This is a genomic window from Pseudomonas fluorescens, assembly GCF_004683905.1.
Taxonomy (GTDB): domain Bacteria; phylum Pseudomonadota; class Gammaproteobacteria; order Pseudomonadales; family Pseudomonadaceae; genus Aquipseudomonas; species Aquipseudomonas putida_A.
This window is the reverse complement of the sequence record NZ_CP038438.1, coordinates 401,684-422,528: the sequence shown is the minus strand read 5'-3', so window position 1 is coordinate 422,528 and position 20,845 is coordinate 401,684. Positions and strand designations below refer to the sequence as shown.

Below are 20,845 nucleotides of genomic sequence, written 5' to 3'. Positions count from 1 at the left end.
CCAACGGCCAGCTATCTATATGCCAGGTTGGCGAGCATTGTTCCGACTCCGCTGGGGCAAAATGATTCCCCAATCGGATCCAGACAAGTCTCTACCTAAGTCAAAAATGGAACAGCGAACGCTGATCCCCATAGCGCGCGATTATCTAGTAGCCCGCGTGACAACGCATCAGGGGTAACAAAGTATTTATCGCGAAAAACGCCTGTTTTCAGTCGAAAAGCCCTTGAAAAGCTGTTTCAAGCGCTTTCATGTCTGTAACAGGAAGGTTACCGGGCCATCGTTGACCAGGTGCACCTGCATATCCGCGCCGAATCTACCTGATGCCACAGTGCCATGCATCTGTTTCGCTTTGCTGAATAGATAGTCGAACAATTCCTCGCCCAATGCCGGAGGGGCCGCGGTCGAGAAACTCGGACGCAACCCGCTCTTGGTGTCGGCAGCCAGGGTGAACTGAGAGACCAGCAGCAACCCGCCGCCCACATCCGCCAGGGACAGATTCATCTTGCCCTCGGCGTCACTGAATACCCGATAGTTAAGCAGCTTATGCAAAAGTTTGTCGGCACTGGTACGCGTGTCGTCGGGTTCGACCGCCACCAGCACCAGCAAACCCTGATCCACCGCGCCGACTGTCTCTCCCGCAACCTCTACCCGCGCACCGCGCACGCGTTGTAAAAGCCCCTTCATGCTTCTTCGGGCGGCAGGTCGAGCAAGCGACGGGCCATGTTGCTCGCGGCACGCACCAGCGCATCGGTGATGCCCGGTTCGGAGGCGGCGTGACCGGCGTCACGAATCACCTGCAGTTCGCTGTTCGGCCAGGCCTGATGCAGCTCCCAGGCGTTGTCCAGCGGACAGATCACGTCGTAACGACCGTGAATGATCACCCCCGGCAGATGGGCGATCTTGCCCATGTCGCGGATCAGTTGATTCGGCTCGAGGAACGCATTATTGGTGAAGTAGTGACACTCGATCCGCGCGATCGACAGGGCGCGCTGCGGTTCGGAGAAACGGTCGACCACCAGCGGGTTCGGCCGCAGGGTCGCGGTGCGTCCTTCCCACGTCGACCAGGCCTTGGCCGCGTGCATCTGAGCGATCTGATCGTTACCGACCAGGCGCTTGTGGAAGGCGCTGAGCAGATCGTCGCGCTCGTCCAGCGGGATCGGCGCGATGTAATCCTGCCAGTAATCGGGAAACAGACGGCTGGCACCGGCCTGATAGAACCACTCGATTTCCTGCGGACGGCAGAGAAAGATCCCACGCAGGATCAGACCGTGTACGCGCTCCGGGTGGGTTTGCGCGTAGGCCAGCGCCAGAGTCGAACCCCACGAACCGCCGAACAGCACCCATTTATCGATGCCCAAGTGCTTGCGGATACGCTCAAGGTCAGCGACCAGATCCCAGGTGGTGTTGTTTTCCAGGCTCGCATGCGGGGTGGAGCGTCCGCAGCCGCGCTGGTCGAAGGTGACAATGCGATACAGGTTCGGATCGAAATAGCGACGGCTCTGCGCGTCGCAACCGGCACCCGGGCCGCCGTGGATGAACACCACCGGCAAGCCTTCCGGCGAGCCGCTTTCATCGACGTACAGCGTGTGGGTGTCATCGACAGCCAGATCGTGCCGGGCGTGGGGTTTGATCTGCGGAAACAATGTCTGCATTGCGCGCTCCGTAAGGGGTCGAGGTCATCCCTGGGGGGACTTCTATTATTCTGCCGTCCGGCATCATAAACCCGATTTACGTCAATGAGCATGCCCGTACGCAGTCACAATTTTTCTGCTGCATACAAAACCTGTGGGAGCGGGCTTGCTCGCGAAAGCGCTGTGTCATTCAACGCATATGTTGCCTGATGCGCCGCCTTCGCGAGCAAGCCCGCTCCCACAGTGGGTTATGCGGTGTAGTGCGACTTTGCCCAGGCCAGCAGGCCCTGCAGCAACTCCTTGAGCACCACCCGCGTCGGCTCTGCCAGATCGGCGCGGTAGCGGAACGGTTCGAACTCTTCCATGTAGGTGCTCTGGCACAACTCCAGTTGCACGGCGTGGATGTTCTCGGCGGGGTTGCCGTAATGGCGGGTGATGTGGCCGCCCTTGAAGCGGCCGTTGAGCACGTGGCTGTAATGATCGTGACGGGCGCAGATGGCTTCCAGTTGCGTCGCCAATTGTGGATCGCAACTGGCGCCATTGAAGGTGCCAAGGTTGAAATCCGGCAGTTTGCCGTCGAACAGGTGCGGAATGATCGAGCGGATCGAGTGCGCGTCGAACAGCAACGCGTAGCCGAACTCGGCCTTCAACCGCGCAAGCTCTTCCTGCAAGGTGCGGTGGTATGGCGTCCAGATCTGCTCCAGATAAGTCGCGCGCTCCTCTTTCGAAGGCTCCAGGCCTTCCTTGAACAACGGAATGCCATCGAACAGCGTCGCCGGGTACAGCCCGGTGGTGGCGCCGGCATACAACGGTTTGTCATCGGACGGACGGTTAAGGTCGATGACGAACCGCGAGTATTCGGCGGCCAACGTGCTGGCGCCCAGTTCCTCGGCAAAGTCATAGAGCTGCGGAATGTGCCAGTCGGTGTCCGGCAGGCTTTTCGCGTCCGCGATCAGCCCGGCTTCGACCGCAGGCGTCAGGCGCACACCGGCATGCGGCATGCTGATCAGCAGCGGTACGCGACCTTGTTTGAAACTCAGAACCTTATCCACAACCGCTCTCCTACAGACTTGATTCGACGCCGTTACGCACGACGCGTTTGTCCAGATCACCACCGAGCCAATAGGCCAGATCCGCCGGACGATCGATGTGCCAGGCGACGAAATCCGCGACCTTGCCGACTTCCAGCGAACCGTGGGTGTCAGCCATCCCCAACGCTTGTGCGGCATGAATGGTCGCGCCGGCCAGGGCTTCTTCCGGGGTCATGCGGAAGCAGGTGCAAGCCATGTTCAGCATCAGGCGCAACGACAGCGCCGGCGAGGTGCCGGGGTTGAGGTCACTGGCGATGGCGATCTTGACCTTGTGTTTGCGCAGGGCGTCCATCGGCGGCAGCCGGGTTTCGCGCAGGAAGTAGAACGCCCCCGGCAGCAGCACGGCGACGGTGTCGGATTTGGCCATGGCGATGGCGTCGTCTTCGTCCATGAACTCCAGATGATCGGCGGACAACGCGTGATACCGCGCCGCCAGACTGGAGCCGTGCAGCGATGACAACTGCTCGGCGTGCAGCTTCACCGGCAGACCGAGTTTTTGTGCGGTGATGAACACCCGCTCGACCTGCTCCGGCGAGAACGCCAAGTATTCGCAGAACGCATCCACGGCGTCGACCAGCCCTTCGGCGGCCAATGCCGGGAGCATCTCGGCGCAGATGTGCTCGATGTAGTCGTCAGCGCGATCCTTGTACTCCGGCGGTAGCGCGTGGGCGGCCAGACAGGTACTGCGCACGCTGATCGGCAGCTCCTTGGCCAAGCGACGGATGACCCGCAGGATCTTGCGTTCGCTGGCCAGGTCCAGACCGTAGCCGGACTTCATCTCGACCGTGGTCACGCCGTCGCGCATCAGGCTTTTCAGGCGCTTGGCGGCGCTGGCAAACAGCTCGTCTTCAGTCGCTTCACGGGTGGCGCGCACGGTGCTGGCGATGCCGCCGCCCTGCGCGGCGATCTCGGCGTAGCTGACGCCTTGCAGGCGCTTCTCGAATTCGCCGCTGCGGTTGCCGCCGAACACTGTGTGGGTGTGGCAGTCGATCAGGCCCGGGGTCACCCACGCGCCTTGCAGATCGTTGACCGCCGGGTATTCGCCGGACGGCAGCAGATTGCGCGGACCGATCCACTCGATGTGCGCACCGGACGTCACGATGGCCGCATCCTCGATGATCGAGTAGACGCCCTGCGCCATGGTTGCGACGTGGCAGTGTTGCCAGAGGGTTTTCACTGTTGGCCTCCGTTGGAATTGGTTTGGTGGGGAGCCTTCAAAAGCCCCTCACCCTAGCCCTCTCCCGGAGGGAGAGGGGACTGACCGGGTTGTTCTGTCGAGATACATCGACCTGAGAATCTTGAGCCGAACTCCGGCTCTGAAAACAATGAAGATTGGCTCCCTTCCCCTTCTCCCCCTTGGGGGAGAGGGCTGGGGTGAGGGGGATCGATTTCAGCAACAACAAAACTCCCCCTGAAAAACACTTACAAACTAGGCAGCAATTTCGCCGGAACCAATTCGCTCAAGCAGCGCGAAGCCAACAACTCGGTCGCCGCATTGATGTCCGGCGCAAAGAAGCGGTCCTTCTCATAGAACGGCACTTCCTTGCGCAGAATCGCCCGCGCCTGTTCCAGTTTGGCCGAAGTCTTCAGACCGTTGCGCAGGTCCAGCCCCTGCACCGCCGCCAGCCATTCCACCGCGAGAATGCCGCGGGTGTTCTCGGCCATTTCCCACAGGCGCTTGCCAGCGGCCGGCGCCATCGACACGTGGTCTTCCTGGTTGGCCGAGGTCGGCAGGCTGTCGACCGAATGCGGATGGGACAGCGCCTTGTTCTCGCTGGCCAGTGCTGCGGCGGTCACCTGAGCGATCATGAAGCCGGAGTTGACCCCGCCATTGGCCACCAGGAACGGCGGCAGCTGCGACATGTGCTTGTCCATCATCAACGAGATACGGCGTTCGCTCAGCGAGCCGATTTCAGCGATGGCCAGGGCCATGTTGTCGGCGGCCATGGCCACCGGCTCGGCGTGGAAGTTGCCACCAGAAATCACATCGCCTTCAGCGGCGAATACCAACGGGTTGTCGGAGACGGCGTTTGCTTCGACCACCAACACTTCAGCGGCCTGGCGGAACTGGGTCAGGCAGGCACCCATGACTTGTGGCTGGCAACGCAGCGAGTACGGGTCCTGAACCTTCTCGCAGTTCTGGTGTGAGTCGGACACTTCGCTGCGCTCGCCGAGCAGATCGCGATATGCGACTGCAGCATCGATCTGGCCTTTCTGGCCACGAGCGGCGTGAATACGTGCGTCGAACGGCGAGCGCGAACCGAGCACCGCTTCCACCGTCAGACCGCCAATAGCCAGCGCGCCGGCAAACAGGTCTTCACCTTCAAACAGACCGCGCAGGGCAAATGCGGTAGACACTTGAGTGCCGTTGAGCAGTGCCAGACCCTCTTTCGCCGCCAGGGTCAGCGGGGTCAGACCAGCGACTTTCAGCGCTTCGGTAGCTTCCATCCACTCGCCTTTGTAACGCGCCTTGCCTTCGCCCAGCAGCACCAGCGACATGTGCGCCAGCGGCGCGAGGTCACCGGATGCACCGACCGAACCCTTGAGCGGAATATGCGGATAAACCTCGGCGTTGATCAGCGCGATCAGCGCGTCGATCACCACGCGGCGGATGCCGGAGAAACCACGGCTGAGGCTGTTGACCTTGAGCACCATGATCAGGCGCACCAGCTCATCGCTGATCGGCTGGCCGACGCCGGCGGCGTGCGACAGCACCAGCGAACGCTGCAGGTTTTCCAGGTCTTCGCTGGCGATGCGGGTCGACGCCAGCAGGCCGAAACCGGTGTTGATGCCGTAGGCAGTGCGGTTCTCGGCGAGGATCTGCTCGACGCAGGCGACGCTGGCCTCGATCTGCGCCGCAGCACTGTGGTCGAGGGTCAGCTTGACCGGTTGCTGATAGACATCACGCAGTTGGGCCAGGCTCAGTTGGCCGGGAATCAGGTTCAGCGCAGTCATTAAAATGCTCCTTTTGAACATTGTTATTAACTACCAGTCGCTCCGGAGCATTCCGTTATCCGTCGTTTCTCGTCTTGTGGACGATCCGCGCCTTGGCACGCTGGTATGGGTAGTTGTCAGTGCAGATTCGGTAATACGTTGTGCAGCGCATTCGGGTGTTTCAGAACGCTGGCGGCGGCGGCGATATCCGGCGCCAGCCAGCGATCCTGATCGTAGGCCGGGACGGTTTCACGCAGCAGCCGCCACGCCCGATCAGTGCCCGCGCCAAAGCGCTGCTCCTTGAGGAATTCAAAGGCCTGCGCCGCCAGCAGGTACTCGATGGCGAGAATCTGCGTGCAGTTTTCCAGGGCGCGGTGCAGCTTCAGTGCAGCGCTGGTGCCCATGCTCAGGTGGTCTTCCTGCAGGCCCGAGGTGACGTAGTTGTCGAGCACTGCCGGTTGCGCCAGTTGGCGATTCTCGGCACATAGCGAAGCGGCGACGTATTGCACGATCATCATCCCGGAGTTCACCCCCGGGTTGGCCACCAGAAATGCCGGCAGACCGCTGACGTGCGGGTTGACCAGACGATCGAGGCGGCGCTCGGCAATCGAGCCGATTTCAGCCATGGCAATCGCCAGCAGATCCGCTGCCATCGCCACTGACTGGCCGTGCGGGTTGGCCTGCGACATCACCCGGAAGTTGTCCGGCGTGCCCAGCAGCAACGGGTTGTCGGTGCAGCCGTTGAGTTCGGCTTCGACTTGTTTGATCGCGTGCTCCAGTTGGTCGCGCGCCGCACCGTGTACCTGCGGGATCGAACGGATGCTCAGCGCATCCTGAGTACGAATGCCTTTGCTCGTCGCGATCACTTCACTGCCATCGAGCAAGGCGCGCAGGTTGCTACCGACCTGCTGCATGCCGGGGTGCGGCTTGAGCGCGATGATCTCGGCATCGAACGCGGCGATCTGCCCGCGCTGCGCTTCAAAACTCATGGCGCCGATCACATCGGCCCATTGCACCAGACGCGTCGCGTCGGCAATCGCCAGGCAGCTGAGGCCGGTCATGCACGGCGTACCGTTGACCAGGCACAAACCGTCTTTCGCGCCGAGTTGCACCGGTTGCAGGCCTTCTTCGGCCAGCGCCTGTTGCGCCGAGATAATCTGCCCGCGATAGCTGACATTGCCCACGCCCAGCAGCGCGATGCCGATGTGCGCCATGTGCGTCAGGTAACCCACCGAACCTTGCGACGGAACCTGCGGGGTGATGCCGCGATTGAGCAGCGCCAGCAGCGCTTCGACCACACGGCGATGAATGCCGGATTTGCCGTGGCTGTAGTTGTGGATTGCGGCGCAGAGAATCGCGCGAGTCTGCTCATCAGACAGCACCGGGCCGACGCCACAGGCGTGGCTGAGCAAGGTGTTGCGCGAGAGCTGGCTGAGTTGTTCGTCCTTCAGCGAAACGTTGGACAGACCACCCAGACCGGTGTTGACGCCATAAGCGCGCTCGCCGCTTTCGACGATGCGCTGGACGATGCCCTGAGCGTTTTCGATGCGCGCCCAGGTCTCGCTCGACAGCTCCAAAGTGGCGCCGTGACGGGCGACGGCGACCACGTCCTGCCAACGCAGGGGGCTACCGGTGATGATGATTTTTTCAGCCTGGGACATCTAAAACCTCATACCAATTCTTTGATACAAAACCTGTGGTGAGGGGATTTATCCCCGATGGGCTGCGCAACAGCCCCAAAACCTGCAGCCAGGATGTTTCAGGTGCACCGCATGCAATGTTTGGGGGCGGCTTCGCCACCCATCGGGGATAAATCCCCTCGCCACAAAGGCAATCCATTTCAGACTACTGCCGCCCGCCGCTGCACGAACCGGTCAACATACTCGTCTGCCGGCGAATGCAGGATCTCTCTTGGCGTGCCAACCTGGATCAGGCGGCCGTCCTTGAGAATCGCGATGCGGTTGCCAATGCGCACGGCCTCGTCGAGGTCGTGAGTGATGAAGACGATGGTCTTGTGCAGGGTCTTTTGCAGCTCCAGCAACTGGTCCTGCATCTCGGCGCGGATCAGCGGATCCAGCGCACTGAACGCTTCGTCCATCAGAATGATGTCGGTGTCGGCCGCCAGTGCCCGGGCCAGGCCCACGCGCTGACGCATGCCGCCGGAGAGCTGGTGCGGGTATTTGTTTTCGTAACCTTTGAGGCCCACGGTGTTGATCCAGTGCAACGCGCGTTCAGCGCACAGTTGCTTGCTTTCACCGCGCACTTTCAGGCCGTAGGCGACGTTCTCGATCACGGTCTTGTGCGGCAGCAGACCGAAGCTCTGGAACACCATGCTGATCTTGTGCCGGCGAAATTCGCGCAGCGCTTCCATGTCGTATTGCAGGATGTCCACGCCATCGACCAGGATCGCGCCACTGGTGGGGTCGATCAGGCGATTGAAGTGGCGCACCAGGGTCGATTTGCCGGAGCCGGACAGGCCCATGATCACGAAGATCTCACCGGTGCCGATGCTCAGCGACAGGTCGTTGACCCCGACCACGCAACCGGTTTCGTTCAGCACCTGATCCTTGGTCTTGCCCTGGCCGACCATCGCCAGTGCGTCCTTGGCGCGGTTGCCGAAAATCTTGAAGACGTTTTTGACTTCGATCTTGCTCACGGTTGCGTTATTCATTTGCTCACCTCATGCCGTGGCCGACCGTACGCCTGAGTAATGCGGTCGATGACCACTGCGAGAATCACGATCGCCAGACCGGCTTCGAGACCGCGTCCGACGTTGAGGGTCTGAATCCCCACCAACACGTCTTCACCCAGGCCACGGGCGCCGATCATCGAGGCGATCACCACCATCGACAGGGCCATCATGGTGGTCTGGTTGATCCCGGCCATGATGCTCGGCAGGGCCAGCGGCAGTTGCACGCCGAACAGTTGCTGCCAGCGGTTGGCACCGAAAGCGTTGATCGCTTCCATCACTTCGCCGTCGACCTGGCGAATGCCCAGATCGGTCAGACGGATCAGCGGCGGCGCGGCGTAGATCACCGTGGCGAAAATCGCCGGGACCTTGCCCAGACCGAACAGCATCAGCACCGGGATCAGGTACACGAAACTCGGCATGGTCTGCATGATGTCGAGCAGCGGCATCAGCACCGAACGCAGGCGGTTGCTGCGCGCCGAGAGAATCCCCAGCGGAATGCCGATCAGCACCGAAATGATCGTCGCAACCATCATCAGCGCCAGGGTCTGCATGAGTTTGTCCCACAGGCCGACAGCACCGACGAGGAACAGCAGACCGACGATTACGGCGGTGGTCAGCACTTTGCGCGTGGCGTGCCAGGCGACCACGCCGACGATCGCCAACATCAACCACCACGGTGCCGCACGCAGCAGGCCTTCAAGGTTGACGATGGCCCACAGCAGGGTGTCCGAGATGTGGCGGAACACATCACCGTAGTTGGTGACCAGCGAATCGACCCAACCGTTGACCCAGTCGGCGATGGAAAAGGTAAAGCTTTCGGGAAACATAAGCGGCTCTCAATCAGAAATCTCAATCAAGCGATTTACGGCATATCTCCCGGCCAGCCTCACGGTTGACCGGGAGGTATCGACCTACAGCGCCGCGTCGATTTTCTTGGCTGCGTCGTCACTGACCCACGCGTGCCAGACCTCAGGATGTTCCTTGAGGAAGATTTTCGCCAGCTTCGGCGACTCTATACGTTCCTTCGCCATGCGGCCCAGGTTCTGGTTCAGCAGGTCGATCGGCAGGTTGACCTTTTCCAGCACGGCCACCAGTTCCGGCGCCTGCTCGTGGAAGGTTTTCGACAGGCCGACCTTGATGCTCACACTTTTGTCGACGCCCGGTTTTTCTTCGAGTTTGACCGCGTCGATCTGGCCCATCAGCGGGGTTGGCGACCAGTAATAGAACAGGATCGGCTCGCCACGCTTGTAGCTCGACAGCACCGCCGCATCCAGCGCAGGTCCTGTGCCCGGGCGGAAGTTGGTGTAGGTGTTTTCCAGGCCGTAGCTCTTGAGCATTTCGCTGTTGTCCAGCTCGCAGGTCCAGCCCGCCGGGCAGTTGTAGAAACGGCCCTTGGACGGCTCTTCGGCGTCTTTGAAAATCGTCGCGTATTTGCCCAGATCGGCAATGTTTTTCAGGTCCGGGGCTTTTGCCTCGATCTTGCGTTTGGCATCGCCTTCGATCACGTAGCGCGGCACGTACCAGCCTTCGATCGCGCCGACGATCGGGGCGCCGACACCGACGACCTTGCCGGCCTTCTCGGCCTTGTTCCAGACTTCGCTGCGGCCGACCCATTCTTCGGCGAACACTTGAATGTCGTTGCTGCTCAGGGCGTTCTCCATGGTGATGGAGTTGCCCGGCAGGCTGTCGGTCTTGCAGTCGTAACCTTTCTCCAGCACCACTTGCAGCACGTCGGTCAGCAGCATGCCGCTTTCCCAGTTCAGGCCGGCGAATTTCACCGGTTTACCGGACTCGCACCAACCAGCTGCCTGAGTGGCACCGGCACTGGCCAGCAGGCCCATGGACAACAGTGTGGTGAGCAGGGTCTTGTTCGATTTCATTGTTGCGACGCTCCTAATCATGAATTGGCTTACGGCAGTCAAGAGGCATCCAGCCCTGTCCACGTCCAATCAGGCCTGCGCCGCAGCGCGCCCGGCCCCACTTTTTTCAGGTGGTACAACGCTGTTCTGCTCGACCGGCAGAATCAGTTGATCAGGCACTGAGCCGTGCCATTTTTTTGCGCACACGTAATAGAGGGCAGCAGGCAGCACCAGACCGATGATCCAGGAGATATCCACATCACCGAGGGCAGCCACCAGCGGGCCGGTGTAGAACTTGGTGGAGATGAACGGCAGTTGCACCAGCACGCCGAACACATAGACGCTGATCCCGAGCAGGTTCCAGCGCCCGTAGCGACCGTTCGGATCGGCCAGCGCCGGCACGTCGTAACGCTCGCGGGTGATGCAGTAGTAGTCGACCAGGTTGATCGCGCTCCATGGCGTGAAGAACGCCAGCAGGAACAGGATGAACGACTTGAACGCACCGAGGAACGAGTGCTGACCGAGCAAGGCGATCAGGGTTGCCGCGCCGACGATCACCAGCACGAACACCAGACGCTGCATACGCGTAACGGTCAGGTGCCCTTTGAAACCACTGATGATGGTGGCGATGCACATGAAGCTGCCGTAGGAGTTCAGCGTCGAAATGGTCACCTTGCCGAAGGCGATGCTGAAGTACAGCAGCGCGGCGGTGGCACCTGTGCCGCCCAGACCGACGATGTAGGCCACTTCGTGACCGGCAAACTGGCCGTTGGCCGAAGCTGCCGCGAACACGCCGAGGACCATCGCCACCTGCGCGCCGATGACCGAACCTGCGCCAGCGGCAAAGAAGGTTTTCACCGAAGAAACCTTGCTCGGCAGGTAACGCGAATAGTCAGCCACATAAGGGCCGAACGCGATCTGCCAGGAGGCCGCGAGCGACACCGCCAGCAGGAAGCTGCTCCAGCTGAAGTGACGGATCTGCAACAGTGCGCCCACGTCCACCTGACTCAGCAGACGGCTGAACAGATACACGAAGGCAATCACGCCGATGACACTGGCAACCCGGCCGATCCAGTGGATCACCCGATAACCGAGCACCGTGACCACTACGATGACACTGGCGAACAGCAGGATGCCGACGGTGTCGCTGACGCCAAACAACTGGCCCAGCGCCTGGCCGGAAAGCACCGTACCGGTGGCGGTGAAGCCCAGGTACATCAGGCACACCAGCACGATCGGGATCGCCGCGCCGTAGACGCCGAATTGCACGCGGCTGGAAATCATCTGCGGCAGGCCCAGTTTCGGCCCTTGCGCCGCGTGCAGCGCCATCACGCCACCGCCCAGCAGTTGACCGAGCAACAGACCGATCAACGACCAGAACACATCACCGCCCAGCACCACGGCCAGAGCCCCGGTGACAATCGCGGTGATTTGCAGATTCGCACCCATCCACAGGGTGAACTGGCTCAACAGACGACCGTGTCTTTCCGCTTCCGGGATGTAGTCGATCGAACGCCTTTCGATCAACGGTTTGTTGCCTGCACGATCGGGGGTTACAGCCATGATTCAACCTCTGTGGATTGTTATTCGAGTTCACTGAGCGTCTTGCGCGGGCGGCTTTTGGTGGGAGCGGGCTTGCTCGCGAAGGGGCCGGCACATTCGAAACATGTGCTGACTGATCCAACGCGTTCGTGAGCAAGCCCACTCCCACCAAAAGCATTTCCCACAGAATTGCGTTTATTTACCGGTAATCATCGGCAGGTTCAGCCCCTGCTCCTTGGCGCAGTCGATGGCGATCTGGTAACCGGCATCGGCGTGACGCATGACACCGGTGGCCGGGTCGTTGTGCAGGACGCGGGCAATGCGCTCGGCCGCTTCGTCGGTACCGTCGCAGACGATTACCATGCCCGAGTGCTGGGAGAAGCCCATGCCCACGCCACCGCCGTGGTGCAGGGAAACCCAGGTCGCGCCGCTCGCGGTGTTCAGCAGAGCGTTGAGCAGTGGCCAGTCGGACACGGCGTCGGAACCGTCCTGCATCGATTCGGTTTCGCGGTTCGGGCTGGCAACGGAGCCGGAGTCGAGGTGGTCGCGACCGATCACGATCGGGGCCGACAGCTCGCCGCTGCGCACCATTTCGTTGAACGCCAGACCGAGTTTGGCGCGCAGGCCCAGACCGACCCAGCAGATACGTGCCGGCAGACCCTGGAAGCTGATGCGCTCGCGGGCCATGTCCAGCCAGTTGTGCAGGTGCGCGTCGTCCGGGATCAGTTCTTTGACTTTGGCGTCGGTCTTGTAGATGTCCTGCGGATCACCCGACAGCGCCGCCCAGCGGAACGGACCGATGCCACGGCAGAACAGTGGGCGGATGTAGGCCGGTACAAAGCCTGGGAAGTCGAACGCGTTCTCCACGCCTTCTTCTTGCGCCATCTGACGGATGTTGTTGCCGTAGTCGAAGGTCGGAATGCCTTGTTTCTGGAAGTCCAGCATCGCTTTGACGTGGACGGCCATCGACTGCTTGGCGGCCTTGATCACAGCGGCCGGCTCGGTCTTGGCGCGGGCGCGGTATTCGTCCCAGGTCCAGCCCGCCGGCAGGTAGCCGTTGAGTGGGTCGTGGGCGCTGGTCTGGTCGGTGACCATGTCCGGGCGCACACCGCGCTTGACCAGTTCCGGCAGAATTTCTGCCGCGTTGCCCAGCAGGGCGATCGAGATCGCCTTGCCTTCAGCGGTGTATTTGGCGATGCGCGCCAGGGCGTCGTCGAGGTCTTTGGCTTGCTCGTCGACGTAGCGGCTTTTCAAGCGGAAATCGATGCTCACCTGCTGGCATTCGATATTCAGCGAGCAGGCACCGGCCAGGGTGGCCGCCAGTGGCTGAGCGCCGCCCATGCCGCCGAGGCCTGCGGTCAGCACCCACTTGCCTTTGAGGTTGTCGTTGTAGTGCTGGCGGCCGGCTTCAACGAAGGTTTCGTAGGTGCCCTGAACGATGCCTTGGCTGCCGATGTAGATCCAGCTGCCGGCGGTCATCTGGCCGTACATGGCCAGGCCTTTGGCGTCGAGTTCGTTGAAGTGTTCCCAGCTCGCCCAGTGCGGCACCAGGTTGGAGTTGGCGATCAGTACGCGCGGGGCGTTGCTGTGAGTCTTGAACACGCCGACCGGTTTGCCGGATTGCACCAGCAGGGTCTCGTCGTCGTTCAGATTGGTCAGGCTCTCGACGATTTTGTCGTAGCACTCCCAGTTGCGCGCAGCGCGACCGATGCCACCGTAGACCACCAGCTCTTTCGGGTTCTCGGCCACTTCCGGATCGAGGTTGTTCATCAGCATGCGCAGCGGCGCTTCGGTTAGCCAGCTCTTGGCGGTCAGCTTGTTGCCGCGTGCAGCGCGGATCTCGACGTCACGTCTCTTTGTATAAACGGCAGTTGTAGGCTTATTGTCAGTCACGAAAAAGACTCCTCAGCGATCAATTCAAACCAACCCTGGCAGTGGGCAAGCAGCCTGCGCGCCTCAATGCGCGACAAGCGAATCAGTGGACGCTGCGGACTTATACGCATACGTCTTTACTTGTACATACAAGCATATGCAATCAAGCGGCCAACTTGCTGGAGGGGCGCTCAAGAAAAATTGCGGACAGGGCTGCGGAGCGCCTGAGACAAGGGTTACGGCGTGGATGAAAATTTTTGCGGGGAGGAATTGAGGATTTGGCGGATCGTTACGAACCCGTGGTTTTGCGCCACGCTGGGGCGTTCGGTAACAAGTTGGTGCGCCGAGGGAAACAGGAATTGAAATGCAATTGTGGTGAGGGGATTTATCCCCGATGGAGCGCGTAGCGGTCCCAAAAGGTCTGCTGCGCCGCCATCGGGGATAAATCCCCTCACCACAGGAGTGTTACCAGAGTTGGATCAGCGCGCGGTCAGCTCAATCACGCAGCACCCGGCATTGACGGCCACTTCAACCAGCCCGGTGTTACCGTCCAGTTGCAGGCAATCATGGCGGCCGAGTTGCGCAGTGTTGTCAGCAACCTGCACTTGCAGCAGCTCACTGACACTGAACACCAGCACCGTCGCCGCCGAGCTGAAAAACCGCTGCTCGCCTTCCAGCCACTGCAACCGCGCGCTGTAACGCTGTGGCGCGTAGATCAGGTTGAAGTCGCGGATCGCACCACCGAGCAAAGTGCAGGACACCTGGCTTTCGCCGCTGAACGCAAACGGATCCAGCGGTAACAATGGGCGAGTGTCATCGCCGTCGACACACAGGGTCATGCCATCGCCCTGCAGCACCGTAATCACTCGCTGGTAACCAGCAAAAGTCGAGAATCCACCGGACTCGGCAATGTCGGCAATCGACAGGCGCCAGCCGAAACCATCGAGGCCGGCACCCGCATCACGGGTAATCTCTTCGGTGCTGCCGCCGCCGTTTTTCCACGGCATGCGCGGGTAACCCTCGGCGCGTAAAACCTTCAAACCATTCATTTATGAAAGCGTCCTTCCAGACGATGACGGGAACCTGGGTGAATCAAACGCGCGGCGGTCACCGGTTGACGCCCCGACCACGTGCGGCGACGGATCAGCAGGCAAGGCTCGCCTTTTTCGATCTGCAGCAACTTGCACTCGGACGGCTCGGCGAGGATCGCCTCGACGACGTGCTCGCCTTCGGTCAGTGGCGCGACCTGATTGAGATAGGCGTAAGGCGTCTGCAAGGTGAAGTCCTGCTTGAGGTATTCCGGGGCGACCAGCGCGTTGACGAAGCGGTCTTCGATTTGCACAGGAATGTCGTTTTCGTAATGCACGATCAGCGAGTGGAAGACCTTCTGCCCTTCGCGCATGTCCAGCGCCAGCGCGCGCTCGGAGCCGGCGGCCTCTTCTTCGAGGGTGATCACCTGACAGGTGTGGCGATGGCCACGGGAGGCAATTTCATCAGCGATGTTGTGCACTTCGAACAACGCAGACTGGCTCTTCGGTTCGGCGACAAACGTACCGACACCTTGCATGCGCACCAACAGGCCGTCGGCGGTCATTTCGCGCAGCGCGCGGTTGATGGTCATGCGGCTGAAACCGAGCTGGCTGACCAGTTCGCTTTCCGATGGCACGCGGTAGTGCGGTGGCCAGTTACCGCTGTCGATCTGCTGGGTGATCATCTGTTTGACGCGGGCGTACAAGGGCGCCGGACTGTCGCCCAGGTTCGCGGCCAACGGAGAGACTGGAGGCGGAGTCGGCACGGTTGATCCCTGTTCATTGGATGAAGGTTGCTAGCTTGCCGGAGTTTACCGGGCAGGCAAACGTCTGTATATGTATATACAAATAACACACGATGGGGTGCTGAACCATGTCCGCTTTCTTTGCCGAACGCGCGCTGCTGCCTAACGGATGGGCCAACAATGTACGTCTTGAGGTCAGCGCCGATGGCGTGCTGACCCGGATTCAGGCCGATTCCACTGCAGACGGCGCCGAACGGCTGAGCGGTCCGCTGCTGTCGGGCATGCCCAATCTGCACTCCCACGCCTTCCAGCGCGCGATGGCCGGGCTGGCGGAAGTGGCCGGTAATCCCAACGACAGTTTCTGGACCTGGCGTGACCTGATGTATCGCCTCGTCGGAAAAATCAGCCCGGAGCAGCTCGGCGTGATCGCCCGTCAGCTGTACATCGAAATGCTCAAGGCCGGTTACACCTCGGTTGCTGAATTCCACTACGTGCACCACGACAACAACGGTCAGCCGTATGCCGATCCGGCCGAACTGGCACTGCGCATCAGTCAGGCAGCGAGCGAAAGCGGCATCGGTCTGACCCTGCTGCCGGTGCTTTACAGCCATTCCGGATTCGGCGGCCAAACGCCCAATGATGGGCAGCGCCGCTTCATCAACAGCACCGAAAATTACCTGAATCTGCAATCGCGCTTGCAGCCATTACTGGCTCAGCAAAAAGCGCAGTCGCTGGGTCTGTGCTTCCACTCGTTGCGCGCGGTTACCCCGCAGCAGATCAGCGAAGTGCTGGCCGCCAGCGACAAGCAGTGCCCGGTGCACATTCACATCGCCGAACAGCAGAAGGAAGTCGATGACTGCCTGAGCTGGAGCGGTCGTCGTCCGCTGCAATGGCTCTACGAAAACACCGAGGTCGATCAGCGCTGGTGCCTGGTTCACGCGACCCACGCCAACCCGGAAGAAGTCACGCTGATGGCCAAGAGTCGCGCCATCGCCGGCCTGTGCCTGACCACCGAAGCGAATCTGGGCGACGGGATTTTCCAGGCGGTGGATTTCCTCGCTCAGGGCGGACGCATGGGCATCGGTTCCGACAGCCATGTGTCGCTCAGCGTGGTCGAGGAATTGCGCTGGCTGGAATACGGCCAGCGTCTGCGCGATCAGCGGCGTAACCGGTTGTATGGCGCGGATCAGCCGATGGTTGGGCGCACGCTGTATGACGCGGCGCTGGACGGCGGCGCCCAGGCTTTGGGACAGCCGATTGGTGCGCTGCAAGTCGGCAAACGTGCGGACTGGATCGTGCTCGATGGCAATGATCCGTATCTGGCCACCGCCAGTGGTGACGGGATTTTGAATCGCTGGCTGTTCGCTGGCGGAGATCGCCAGGTGCGCGATGTGCTGGTCAATGGTCAGTGGGTGGTGCGCGATGGACGGCACGCGGGCGAAGAGGAAAGCGCACGTGCCTTCACCCAGGTTCTGCGCGAATTGCTGAGCTGACACATAACAAAATGTAGGAGTGAGCCTGCTCGCGATGACTGTGTGTCAGTCACATATTTATGTCTGACACACAGTCATCGCGAGCAGGCTCACTCCTACATTGATTTTGTGGTTGCCTTTAGTTCGAAGTCTTCGCCATCTGCCGATCCGACGCCCGCCAGATCAGTCGCGTAGTGTCGTAACCCTGCTGCCGCGCCTTGCTCAGCAACTCCTCACGCACTACGCCATTGACCGTTGGCGTGCGCGACAGCAACCACATGTACTTGCGACTCGGGTCGCCGACGATGGCGGTCTTGTAGTCGTCGCTGACGTACAACACCCAGTATTCGCCTTTCGCCACACCCGGAATCAAGCGCGAGAACCAGGTATCGAACTCGACCCACAATTTGTCAGTCTTGCCCGGTACCTGTGGATAAGCCTTGCCTTTGGCTTCTTCCCACTGCCAGTCGGAGGTCAGGCAGCGATTGAGCACATCGACATTGCCGTCCGGTCTGAGCGAGTAATGGGCTTCGGACTGCGCGCAGTTGCGCTGGAAGTACATCGGCAGGCGCGCCAGTTCATACCAGGTGCCCTGATAACGCTTGAGATTGACACTGTGAGCCGTCTTGGGCGCCAGCGGATCTTCACCGTGGGTGGCGCAGCCGGCCAGTACCAGGCCGGCAAAAAGGACGAACAATAACCGCTTCATTATTTTTCTCCCGTGGGCGCGTAGCCCCGGTTTACTTCAGGCCTTGGCCGGAAAACATCAGCACTTTGTCACCGGCGTACTGCACGCTGATAAAGCTGTTTTTATCGCCCCAGGTGCAACTGGACATGCCGAGCGCGCCCGAACAGTCGGTGGGTTTGCCGAGCAGCGTCTCAACCTCGGCCTTGGCCATGCCGGCCGAAAGCTTGGAATAGTTTTCCTGATTGACCTTGCTGCACGCGGCCAACAGCACGCAAAAAGTCAGAAGGGCGATAGATCGCAGCGACATGAAGTAACTCCTGGAGCGGAAGGGGGATGGCATGGTGCCAACCAGAAGCTTAGAAGAGAAAACCCTCATCTGGTTCCCTTCAGAAAGGGCTATTTATCGCTCCGCTCGTCTGGCATTTACCGGTAAATCAGACACTTTGTGCGGCTATTGAGCATTTCGTCGCATTTCATCAAAGACGCCTAATCTTTGGCGCGCGGCGGTCGAAATAAGAGCAGCGCAAAGCCCCCGAGTGTGGCAAATTGCCGCCCTTTCTCGACCAGCCCCTTCGCGGTAGTTCATTCGATGACCAGAAACATGAAATTCAGCCACAAAATCTTGTTGGCTGCCGCCCTCGTGGTGGCCGTTGCGTTCGCCTGTTTCATTTTGTTCAACGACTATCGACAACGCGAAGCCCTGAGCAGCAGCACCGAAGCCTCGATGCAGGAACTGGGCAGCCTGACCACCAGCAACATCCAGACCTGGCTGGAAAGCCGCATCCAGTTGCTGCAATCGCTGTCGCAGCAGGTCGCCGCCGACGGCAGCGCCCCGGCCAGCCTCAAGCGCATCATCGACCTGCCCGCCTATACCGGCAATTTCCAGCTCAGCTACTTCGGCGGCGCTGACGGCGTGATGTTCTCGGTACCCGCCGGCAATCGCGCGCCGGACTACGACCCGCGCGCCCGTGGCTGGTACAAGGCCGCCAACAGCGCCCAACAGACCATCGTCACCGAACCCTACATCGCCGCTTCCTCGGGCAAACTGGTAATCACCGTCGCCACTCCGGTGCAGCATCAGGGCCAGATGATCGGTGTGGCCGGCGCGGATATCGACCTGACCAGCGTCAGCGCGATCATCAACTCGCTCAACTTTGGTGGCCACGGCCATGCGTTCATCGTCAGCGCCGATGGCAAGATTCTGATTCACCCGGACAGCAAACTGGTGCTGAAAACCCTCGCCGAGGCCTATCCGAACGGTGCGCCGAAAGTCAGCCCGGGCCTGAAAGAAGTCGAATTCGACGGCAAGACCCAACTGATCTCCTTCACCCGCGTCAACGGCGTGCCATCGGCTGACTGGTACGTGGCGCTGGTGCTGGACAAGGACACCGCATTCTCGATGCTCAGCGAATTCCGCACCTCGGCGCTGATCGCCATGGTGATCGCGGTGGTGATCATCATCGCCCTGCTCGGCATGCTGATCCGCGTGCTGATGCAGCCACTGCTGACCATGGGCCGCGCCATGCACGACATCGCCGAAGGTGAAGGCGACCTGACCAAGCGTCTGGTGATCCACGGCCATGATGAATTCGGCGCGCTGGGTCTGTCGTTCAACCGCTTCGTCGAGCGTATTCACACCTCGATCCGCGAAGTGTCCTCGGCCACCGGCCAGGTCAACGAAGTCGCCCTGCGTGTGGTCGCCGCATCGAATTCGTCGATGTACAACTCTGATCAGCAGGCCAGCCGCACCAACAGCGTGGCCGCGGCGATCAACCAGCTCGGCGCCGCCGCTCAGGAAATCGCCCAGAACGCCGCCCTCGCCTCGCAGCACTCCAGTGATGCGCGCAGTCTGGCGGTCGACGGTCAGCAGGTTGTTGATAAAACCATTCAGGCCATGCAGCAACTGTCGGCAAAAATCAGCGACTCCTGCGGCAACATCGAAACCCTCAACAGCAACACGGTGAACATCGGGCAGATTCTGGAAGTGATCACCAGCATCTCGCAGCAGACCAACCTGCTGGCGCTAAACGCTGCCATCGAAGCGGCCCGCGCCGGTGAGGCTGGCCGTGGTTTCGCCGTGGTCGCTGACGAGGTGCGCAACCTCGCCCACCGCACTCAGGATTCGGCGCAGCAAGTGCAGAAGATGATCGAAGAACTGCAAGTCGGCGCGCGTCAGGCCGTAAGCATCATGACCGAGAGCCAGCGCGAGAGCGAAAGCAGCGTCGGCATCGCCAACCAGGCCGGCGAACGCCTGGGCAGCGTGACCCAGCGCATCGGCGAGATCGACGGGATGAACCAGTCGGTGGCTACCGCGACTGAGGAGCAGACGGCTGTGGTCGAATCGATCAACGTCGACATCAACGAGATCAACACGCTGAACCAGGAAGGTGTGGAGAACCTGCAGGCAACCTTGCGTGCGTGCTCGGATCTGGAGCAGCAGGCGGCGCGATTGAAGCAACTGGTGGGTAGCTTCCGGATCTAAGATCAAGAGCCACCCCCTCACCCCAGCCCTCTCCCCCAAGGGGGCGAGGGGGGGGGGAAGGGAGTAGATCTTCAAGCTTTTCAAACCTGAGTTCGACTGGATGCTTCAGGTCGACGTATAGCGACAAAACACCTCGGTCAGTCCCCTCTCCCTCCGGGAGAGGGTTAGGGTGAGGGCTGGTTGTTGAGGTTGCCGAGAATCGTTCTAAAAACGCGAACCTGGCTCTTTCAAAAACGCCAACTCCTCCGCCGTAGACTCCCGTCCCAACACCGCATTGCGATGCGGAAACCTTCCAAACCGCGCAATCACTTTCCGATGCCGCTCGGCATAGTCCAGATTGTCGGCAAACACCGCCCGTTCGCTTTCCGGCTGCTCAGCCAGCAGATCGATAAAACGCGAAACGGCTTCGTTCTGCATCGCGAGGTTTTCGCAGTGTTCGAACACCAGATAAATGAATACCCGCTGAATCGGCTTCAGTTGCCGGTCGAAGTCCGCTGCAATGCCCTGCGCGACAAGTTTCTGCGCACGCAGATCACCCGAGAATGCTTTGGGCGTGTCGCGAAAGATCATGCGCGGCAGTTGATCAAGCAGAAGCACCAGCGCCAGCCAACCTTCGGGACGTTGCGTCCATTCGGTCAATTCGCCAGCGAGGGCCTGATCGACAAAGACCCCGAAACGCTCACGCGCTTCGAGGTCTTGACTGTCTTTCTTGCCGAACCACAACTTGCCCTTGTCAGCCGCAATCTCGTCCGGTGATTCGACATGTCCGAACCACCAATCGAGCAACGGCTGCCAGGGCGCGGTCATG

Annotated in this window: 18 protein-coding genes and 1 pseudogene; 3 read left to right on the top strand and 16 right to left on the bottom strand. The window is 60.8% G+C overall.

The annotated features are described in order from the left end of the window. Positions 1–246: 246 nt before the first annotated feature. The 13 genes from dtd to hutC all read right to left on the bottom strand — a co-directional run bounded on the left by dtd (position 247) and on the right by hutC (position 15,335). Complete coding sequence (gene dtd / locus E4T63_RS01910) at positions 247–684, bottom strand: D-aminoacyl-tRNA deacylase (RefSeq protein ID WP_098966789.1); 438 nt, start codon at positions 682–684, stop codon at positions 247–249. Next, on the bottom strand, positions 681–1,652 hold the full coding sequence (gene pip / locus E4T63_RS01905; RefSeq protein WP_003220824.1) for a prolyl aminopeptidase: 972 nt from the start codon (positions 1,650–1,652) through the stop codon (positions 681–683). Before pip ends, dtd begins: the two co-directional genes overlap by 4 nt. Positions 1,653–1,879: 227 nt before the next feature. After that, a complete protein-coding gene (gene hutG, locus E4T63_RS01900; RefSeq protein ID WP_135294783.1) occupies positions 1,880–2,683 on the bottom strand; it encodes an N-formylglutamate deformylase in 804 nt (267 codons plus the stop codon). A gap of 10 nt (positions 2,684–2,693) precedes the next feature. Continuing rightward, complete coding sequence (gene hutI, locus E4T63_RS01895) at positions 2,694–3,899, bottom strand: imidazolonepropionase (RefSeq protein ID WP_135294782.1); 1,206 nt, start codon at positions 3,897–3,899, stop codon at positions 2,694–2,696. A 245-nt stretch (positions 3,900–4,144) separates the two neighbouring features. Next, positions 4,145–5,677: a histidine ammonia-lyase gene (hutH, locus tag E4T63_RS01890; RefSeq protein ID WP_135294781.1), complete on the bottom strand. Its 1,533-nt coding sequence runs from the start codon at positions 5,675–5,677 to the stop codon at positions 4,145–4,147. A 116-nt stretch (positions 5,678–5,793) separates the two neighbouring features. After that, positions 5,794–7,317 carry a histidine ammonia-lyase gene (gene hutH, locus E4T63_RS01885; RefSeq protein WP_135294780.1) on the bottom strand — a complete coding sequence of 508 codons (1,524 nt, stop codon included), beginning with the start codon at positions 7,315–7,317 and terminating at the stop codon, positions 5,794–5,796. Between the two features lie 179 nt (positions 7,318–7,496). After that, positions 7,497–8,327, bottom strand: a complete 831-nt coding sequence (locus tag E4T63_RS01880) for a quaternary amine ABC transporter ATP-binding protein (RefSeq protein ID WP_047601084.1) — start codon at positions 8,325–8,327, stop codon at positions 7,497–7,499. Next, positions 8,324–9,175, bottom strand: coding sequence for an ABC transporter permease (locus E4T63_RS01875; RefSeq protein ID WP_027611284.1), 852 nt, complete (start codon positions 9,173–9,175; stop codon positions 8,324–8,326). The genes E4T63_RS01880 and E4T63_RS01875 overlap by 4 nt, the downstream gene beginning before the upstream one ends. An 84-nt stretch (positions 9,176–9,259) precedes the next feature. Continuing rightward, a complete protein-coding gene (locus E4T63_RS01870; protein ID WP_135294779.1) occupies positions 9,260–10,228 on the bottom strand; it encodes an ABC transporter substrate-binding protein in 969 nt (322 codons plus the stop codon). Positions 10,229–10,297: 69 nt separating this feature from the next. Beyond that, positions 10,298–11,770, bottom strand: coding sequence for a purine-cytosine permease family protein (locus E4T63_RS01865; RefSeq protein WP_135294778.1), 1,473 nt, complete (start codon positions 11,768–11,770; stop codon positions 10,298–10,300). A 174-nt stretch (positions 11,771–11,944) separates the two neighbouring features. Next, positions 11,945–13,642 (bottom strand): urocanate hydratase, encoded by a 1,698-nt coding sequence (hutU, locus tag E4T63_RS01860; RefSeq protein WP_098966777.1) that lies wholly within the window; start codon positions 13,640–13,642, stop codon positions 11,945–11,947. Positions 13,643–14,100: 458 nt separating this feature from the next. Continuing rightward, the gene (locus E4T63_RS01855) at positions 14,101–14,670 is read right to left on the bottom strand and encodes a HutD/Ves family protein (RefSeq protein ID WP_134785229.1); all 570 of its coding nucleotides are present in this window, start codon (positions 14,668–14,670) and stop codon (positions 14,101–14,103) included. Continuing rightward, entirely contained in the window at positions 14,667–15,335 is a 669-nt protein-coding gene (gene hutC / locus E4T63_RS01850; protein ID WP_230679353.1) for a histidine utilization repressor, read from the bottom strand. Before hutC ends, E4T63_RS01855 begins: the two co-directional genes overlap by 4 nt. Before the next feature lie 188 nt (positions 15,336–15,523). Here hutC and E4T63_RS01845 point away from each other — a divergent pair, with 188 nt between their 5' ends. Then, a complete protein-coding gene (locus tag E4T63_RS01845; RefSeq protein ID WP_135294777.1) occupies positions 15,524–16,888 on the top strand; it encodes a formimidoylglutamate deiminase in 1,365 nt (454 codons plus the stop codon). Positions 16,889–17,006: 118 nt separating this feature from the next. Here the strand turns inward: E4T63_RS01845 and E4T63_RS01840 are convergent, their stop codons facing one another. Beyond that, complete coding sequence (locus E4T63_RS01840) at positions 17,007–17,576, bottom strand: lipocalin family protein (protein ID WP_096794672.1); 570 nt, start codon at positions 17,574–17,576, stop codon at positions 17,007–17,009. 31 nt (positions 17,577–17,607) lie between these two features. After that, positions 17,608–17,862 (bottom strand): hypothetical protein, encoded by a 255-nt coding sequence (locus E4T63_RS01835; protein WP_003220802.1) that lies wholly within the window; start codon positions 17,860–17,862, stop codon positions 17,608–17,610. Positions 17,863–18,144: 282 nt separating this feature from the next. Here E4T63_RS01835 and E4T63_RS28875 point away from each other — a divergent pair. Continuing rightward, positions 18,145–19,131: pseudogene (locus E4T63_RS28875) on the top strand (cache domain-containing protein); the annotation flags it as partial. A gap of 141 nt (positions 19,132–19,272) precedes the next feature. Then, a complete protein-coding gene (locus E4T63_RS28870) occupies positions 19,273–20,037 on the top strand; it encodes a methyl-accepting chemotaxis protein (RefSeq protein ID WP_371920137.1) in 765 nt (254 codons plus the stop codon). Between the two features lie 204 nt (positions 20,038–20,241). On the opposite strand, the gene E4T63_RS01825 is transcribed toward E4T63_RS28870, so the two are convergent. Continuing rightward, on the bottom strand, positions 20,242–20,844 hold the full coding sequence (locus tag E4T63_RS01825; RefSeq protein WP_135294775.1) for a DUF924 family protein: 603 nt from the start codon (positions 20,842–20,844) through the stop codon (positions 20,242–20,244). Position 20,845 lies beyond the last annotated feature (1 nt).

Bases quoted from the DNA above. Each gene is read 5' to 3' on its own strand.
- E4T63_RS01880 (WP_047601084.1), bottom strand. From the start codon at position 8,327: ATGAATAACGCAACCGTGAGCAAGATCGAAGTCAAAAACGTCTTCAAG.
- E4T63_RS01845 (WP_135294777.1), top strand. From the start codon at position 15,524: ATGTCCGCTTTCTTTGCCGAACGCGCGCTGCTGCCTAACGGATGGGCC.
- hutC (WP_230679353.1), bottom strand. From the start codon at position 15,335: ATGATCACCCAGCAGATCGACAGCGGTAACTGGCCACCGCACTACCGC.
- E4T63_RS01870 (WP_135294779.1), bottom strand. From the start codon at position 10,228: ATGAAATCGAACAAGACCCTGCTCACCACACTGTTGTCCATGGGCCTG.
- E4T63_RS01840 (WP_096794672.1), bottom strand. From the start codon at position 17,576: ATGAAGCGGTTATTGTTCGTCCTTTTTGCCGGCCTGGTACTGGCCGGC.
- E4T63_RS28870 (WP_371920137.1), top strand. From the start codon at position 19,273: ATGTACAACTCTGATCAGCAGGCCAGCCGCACCAACAGCGTGGCCGCG.
- E4T63_RS01865 (WP_135294778.1), bottom strand. From the start codon at position 11,770: ATGGCTGTAACCCCCGATCGTGCAGGCAACAAACCGTTGATCGAAAGG.
- dtd (WP_098966789.1), bottom strand. From the start codon at position 684: ATGAAGGGGCTTTTACAACGCGTGCGCGGTGCGCGGGTAGAGGTTGCG.
- E4T63_RS01875 (WP_027611284.1), bottom strand. From the start codon at position 9,175: ATGTTTCCCGAAAGCTTTACCTTTTCCATCGCCGACTGGGTCAACGGT.
- hutH (WP_135294780.1), bottom strand. From the start codon at position 7,317: ATGTCCCAGGCTGAAAAAATCATCATCACCGGTAGCCCCCTGCGTTGG.
- E4T63_RS01825 (WP_135294775.1), bottom strand. From the start codon at position 20,844: ATGACCGCGCCCTGGCAGCCGTTGCTCGATTGGTGGTTCGGACATGTC.
- pip (WP_003220824.1), bottom strand. From the start codon at position 1,652: ATGCAGACATTGTTTCCGCAGATCAAACCCCACGCCCGGCACGATCTG.
- hutH (WP_135294781.1), bottom strand. From the start codon at position 5,677: ATGACTGCGCTGAACCTGATTCCCGGCCAACTGAGCCTGGCCCAACTG.
- E4T63_RS01855 (WP_134785229.1), bottom strand. From the start codon at position 14,670: ATGAATGGTTTGAAGGTTTTACGCGCCGAGGGTTACCCGCGCATGCCG.
- E4T63_RS01835 (WP_003220802.1), bottom strand. From the start codon at position 17,862: ATGTCGCTGCGATCTATCGCCCTTCTGACTTTTTGCGTGCTGTTGGCC.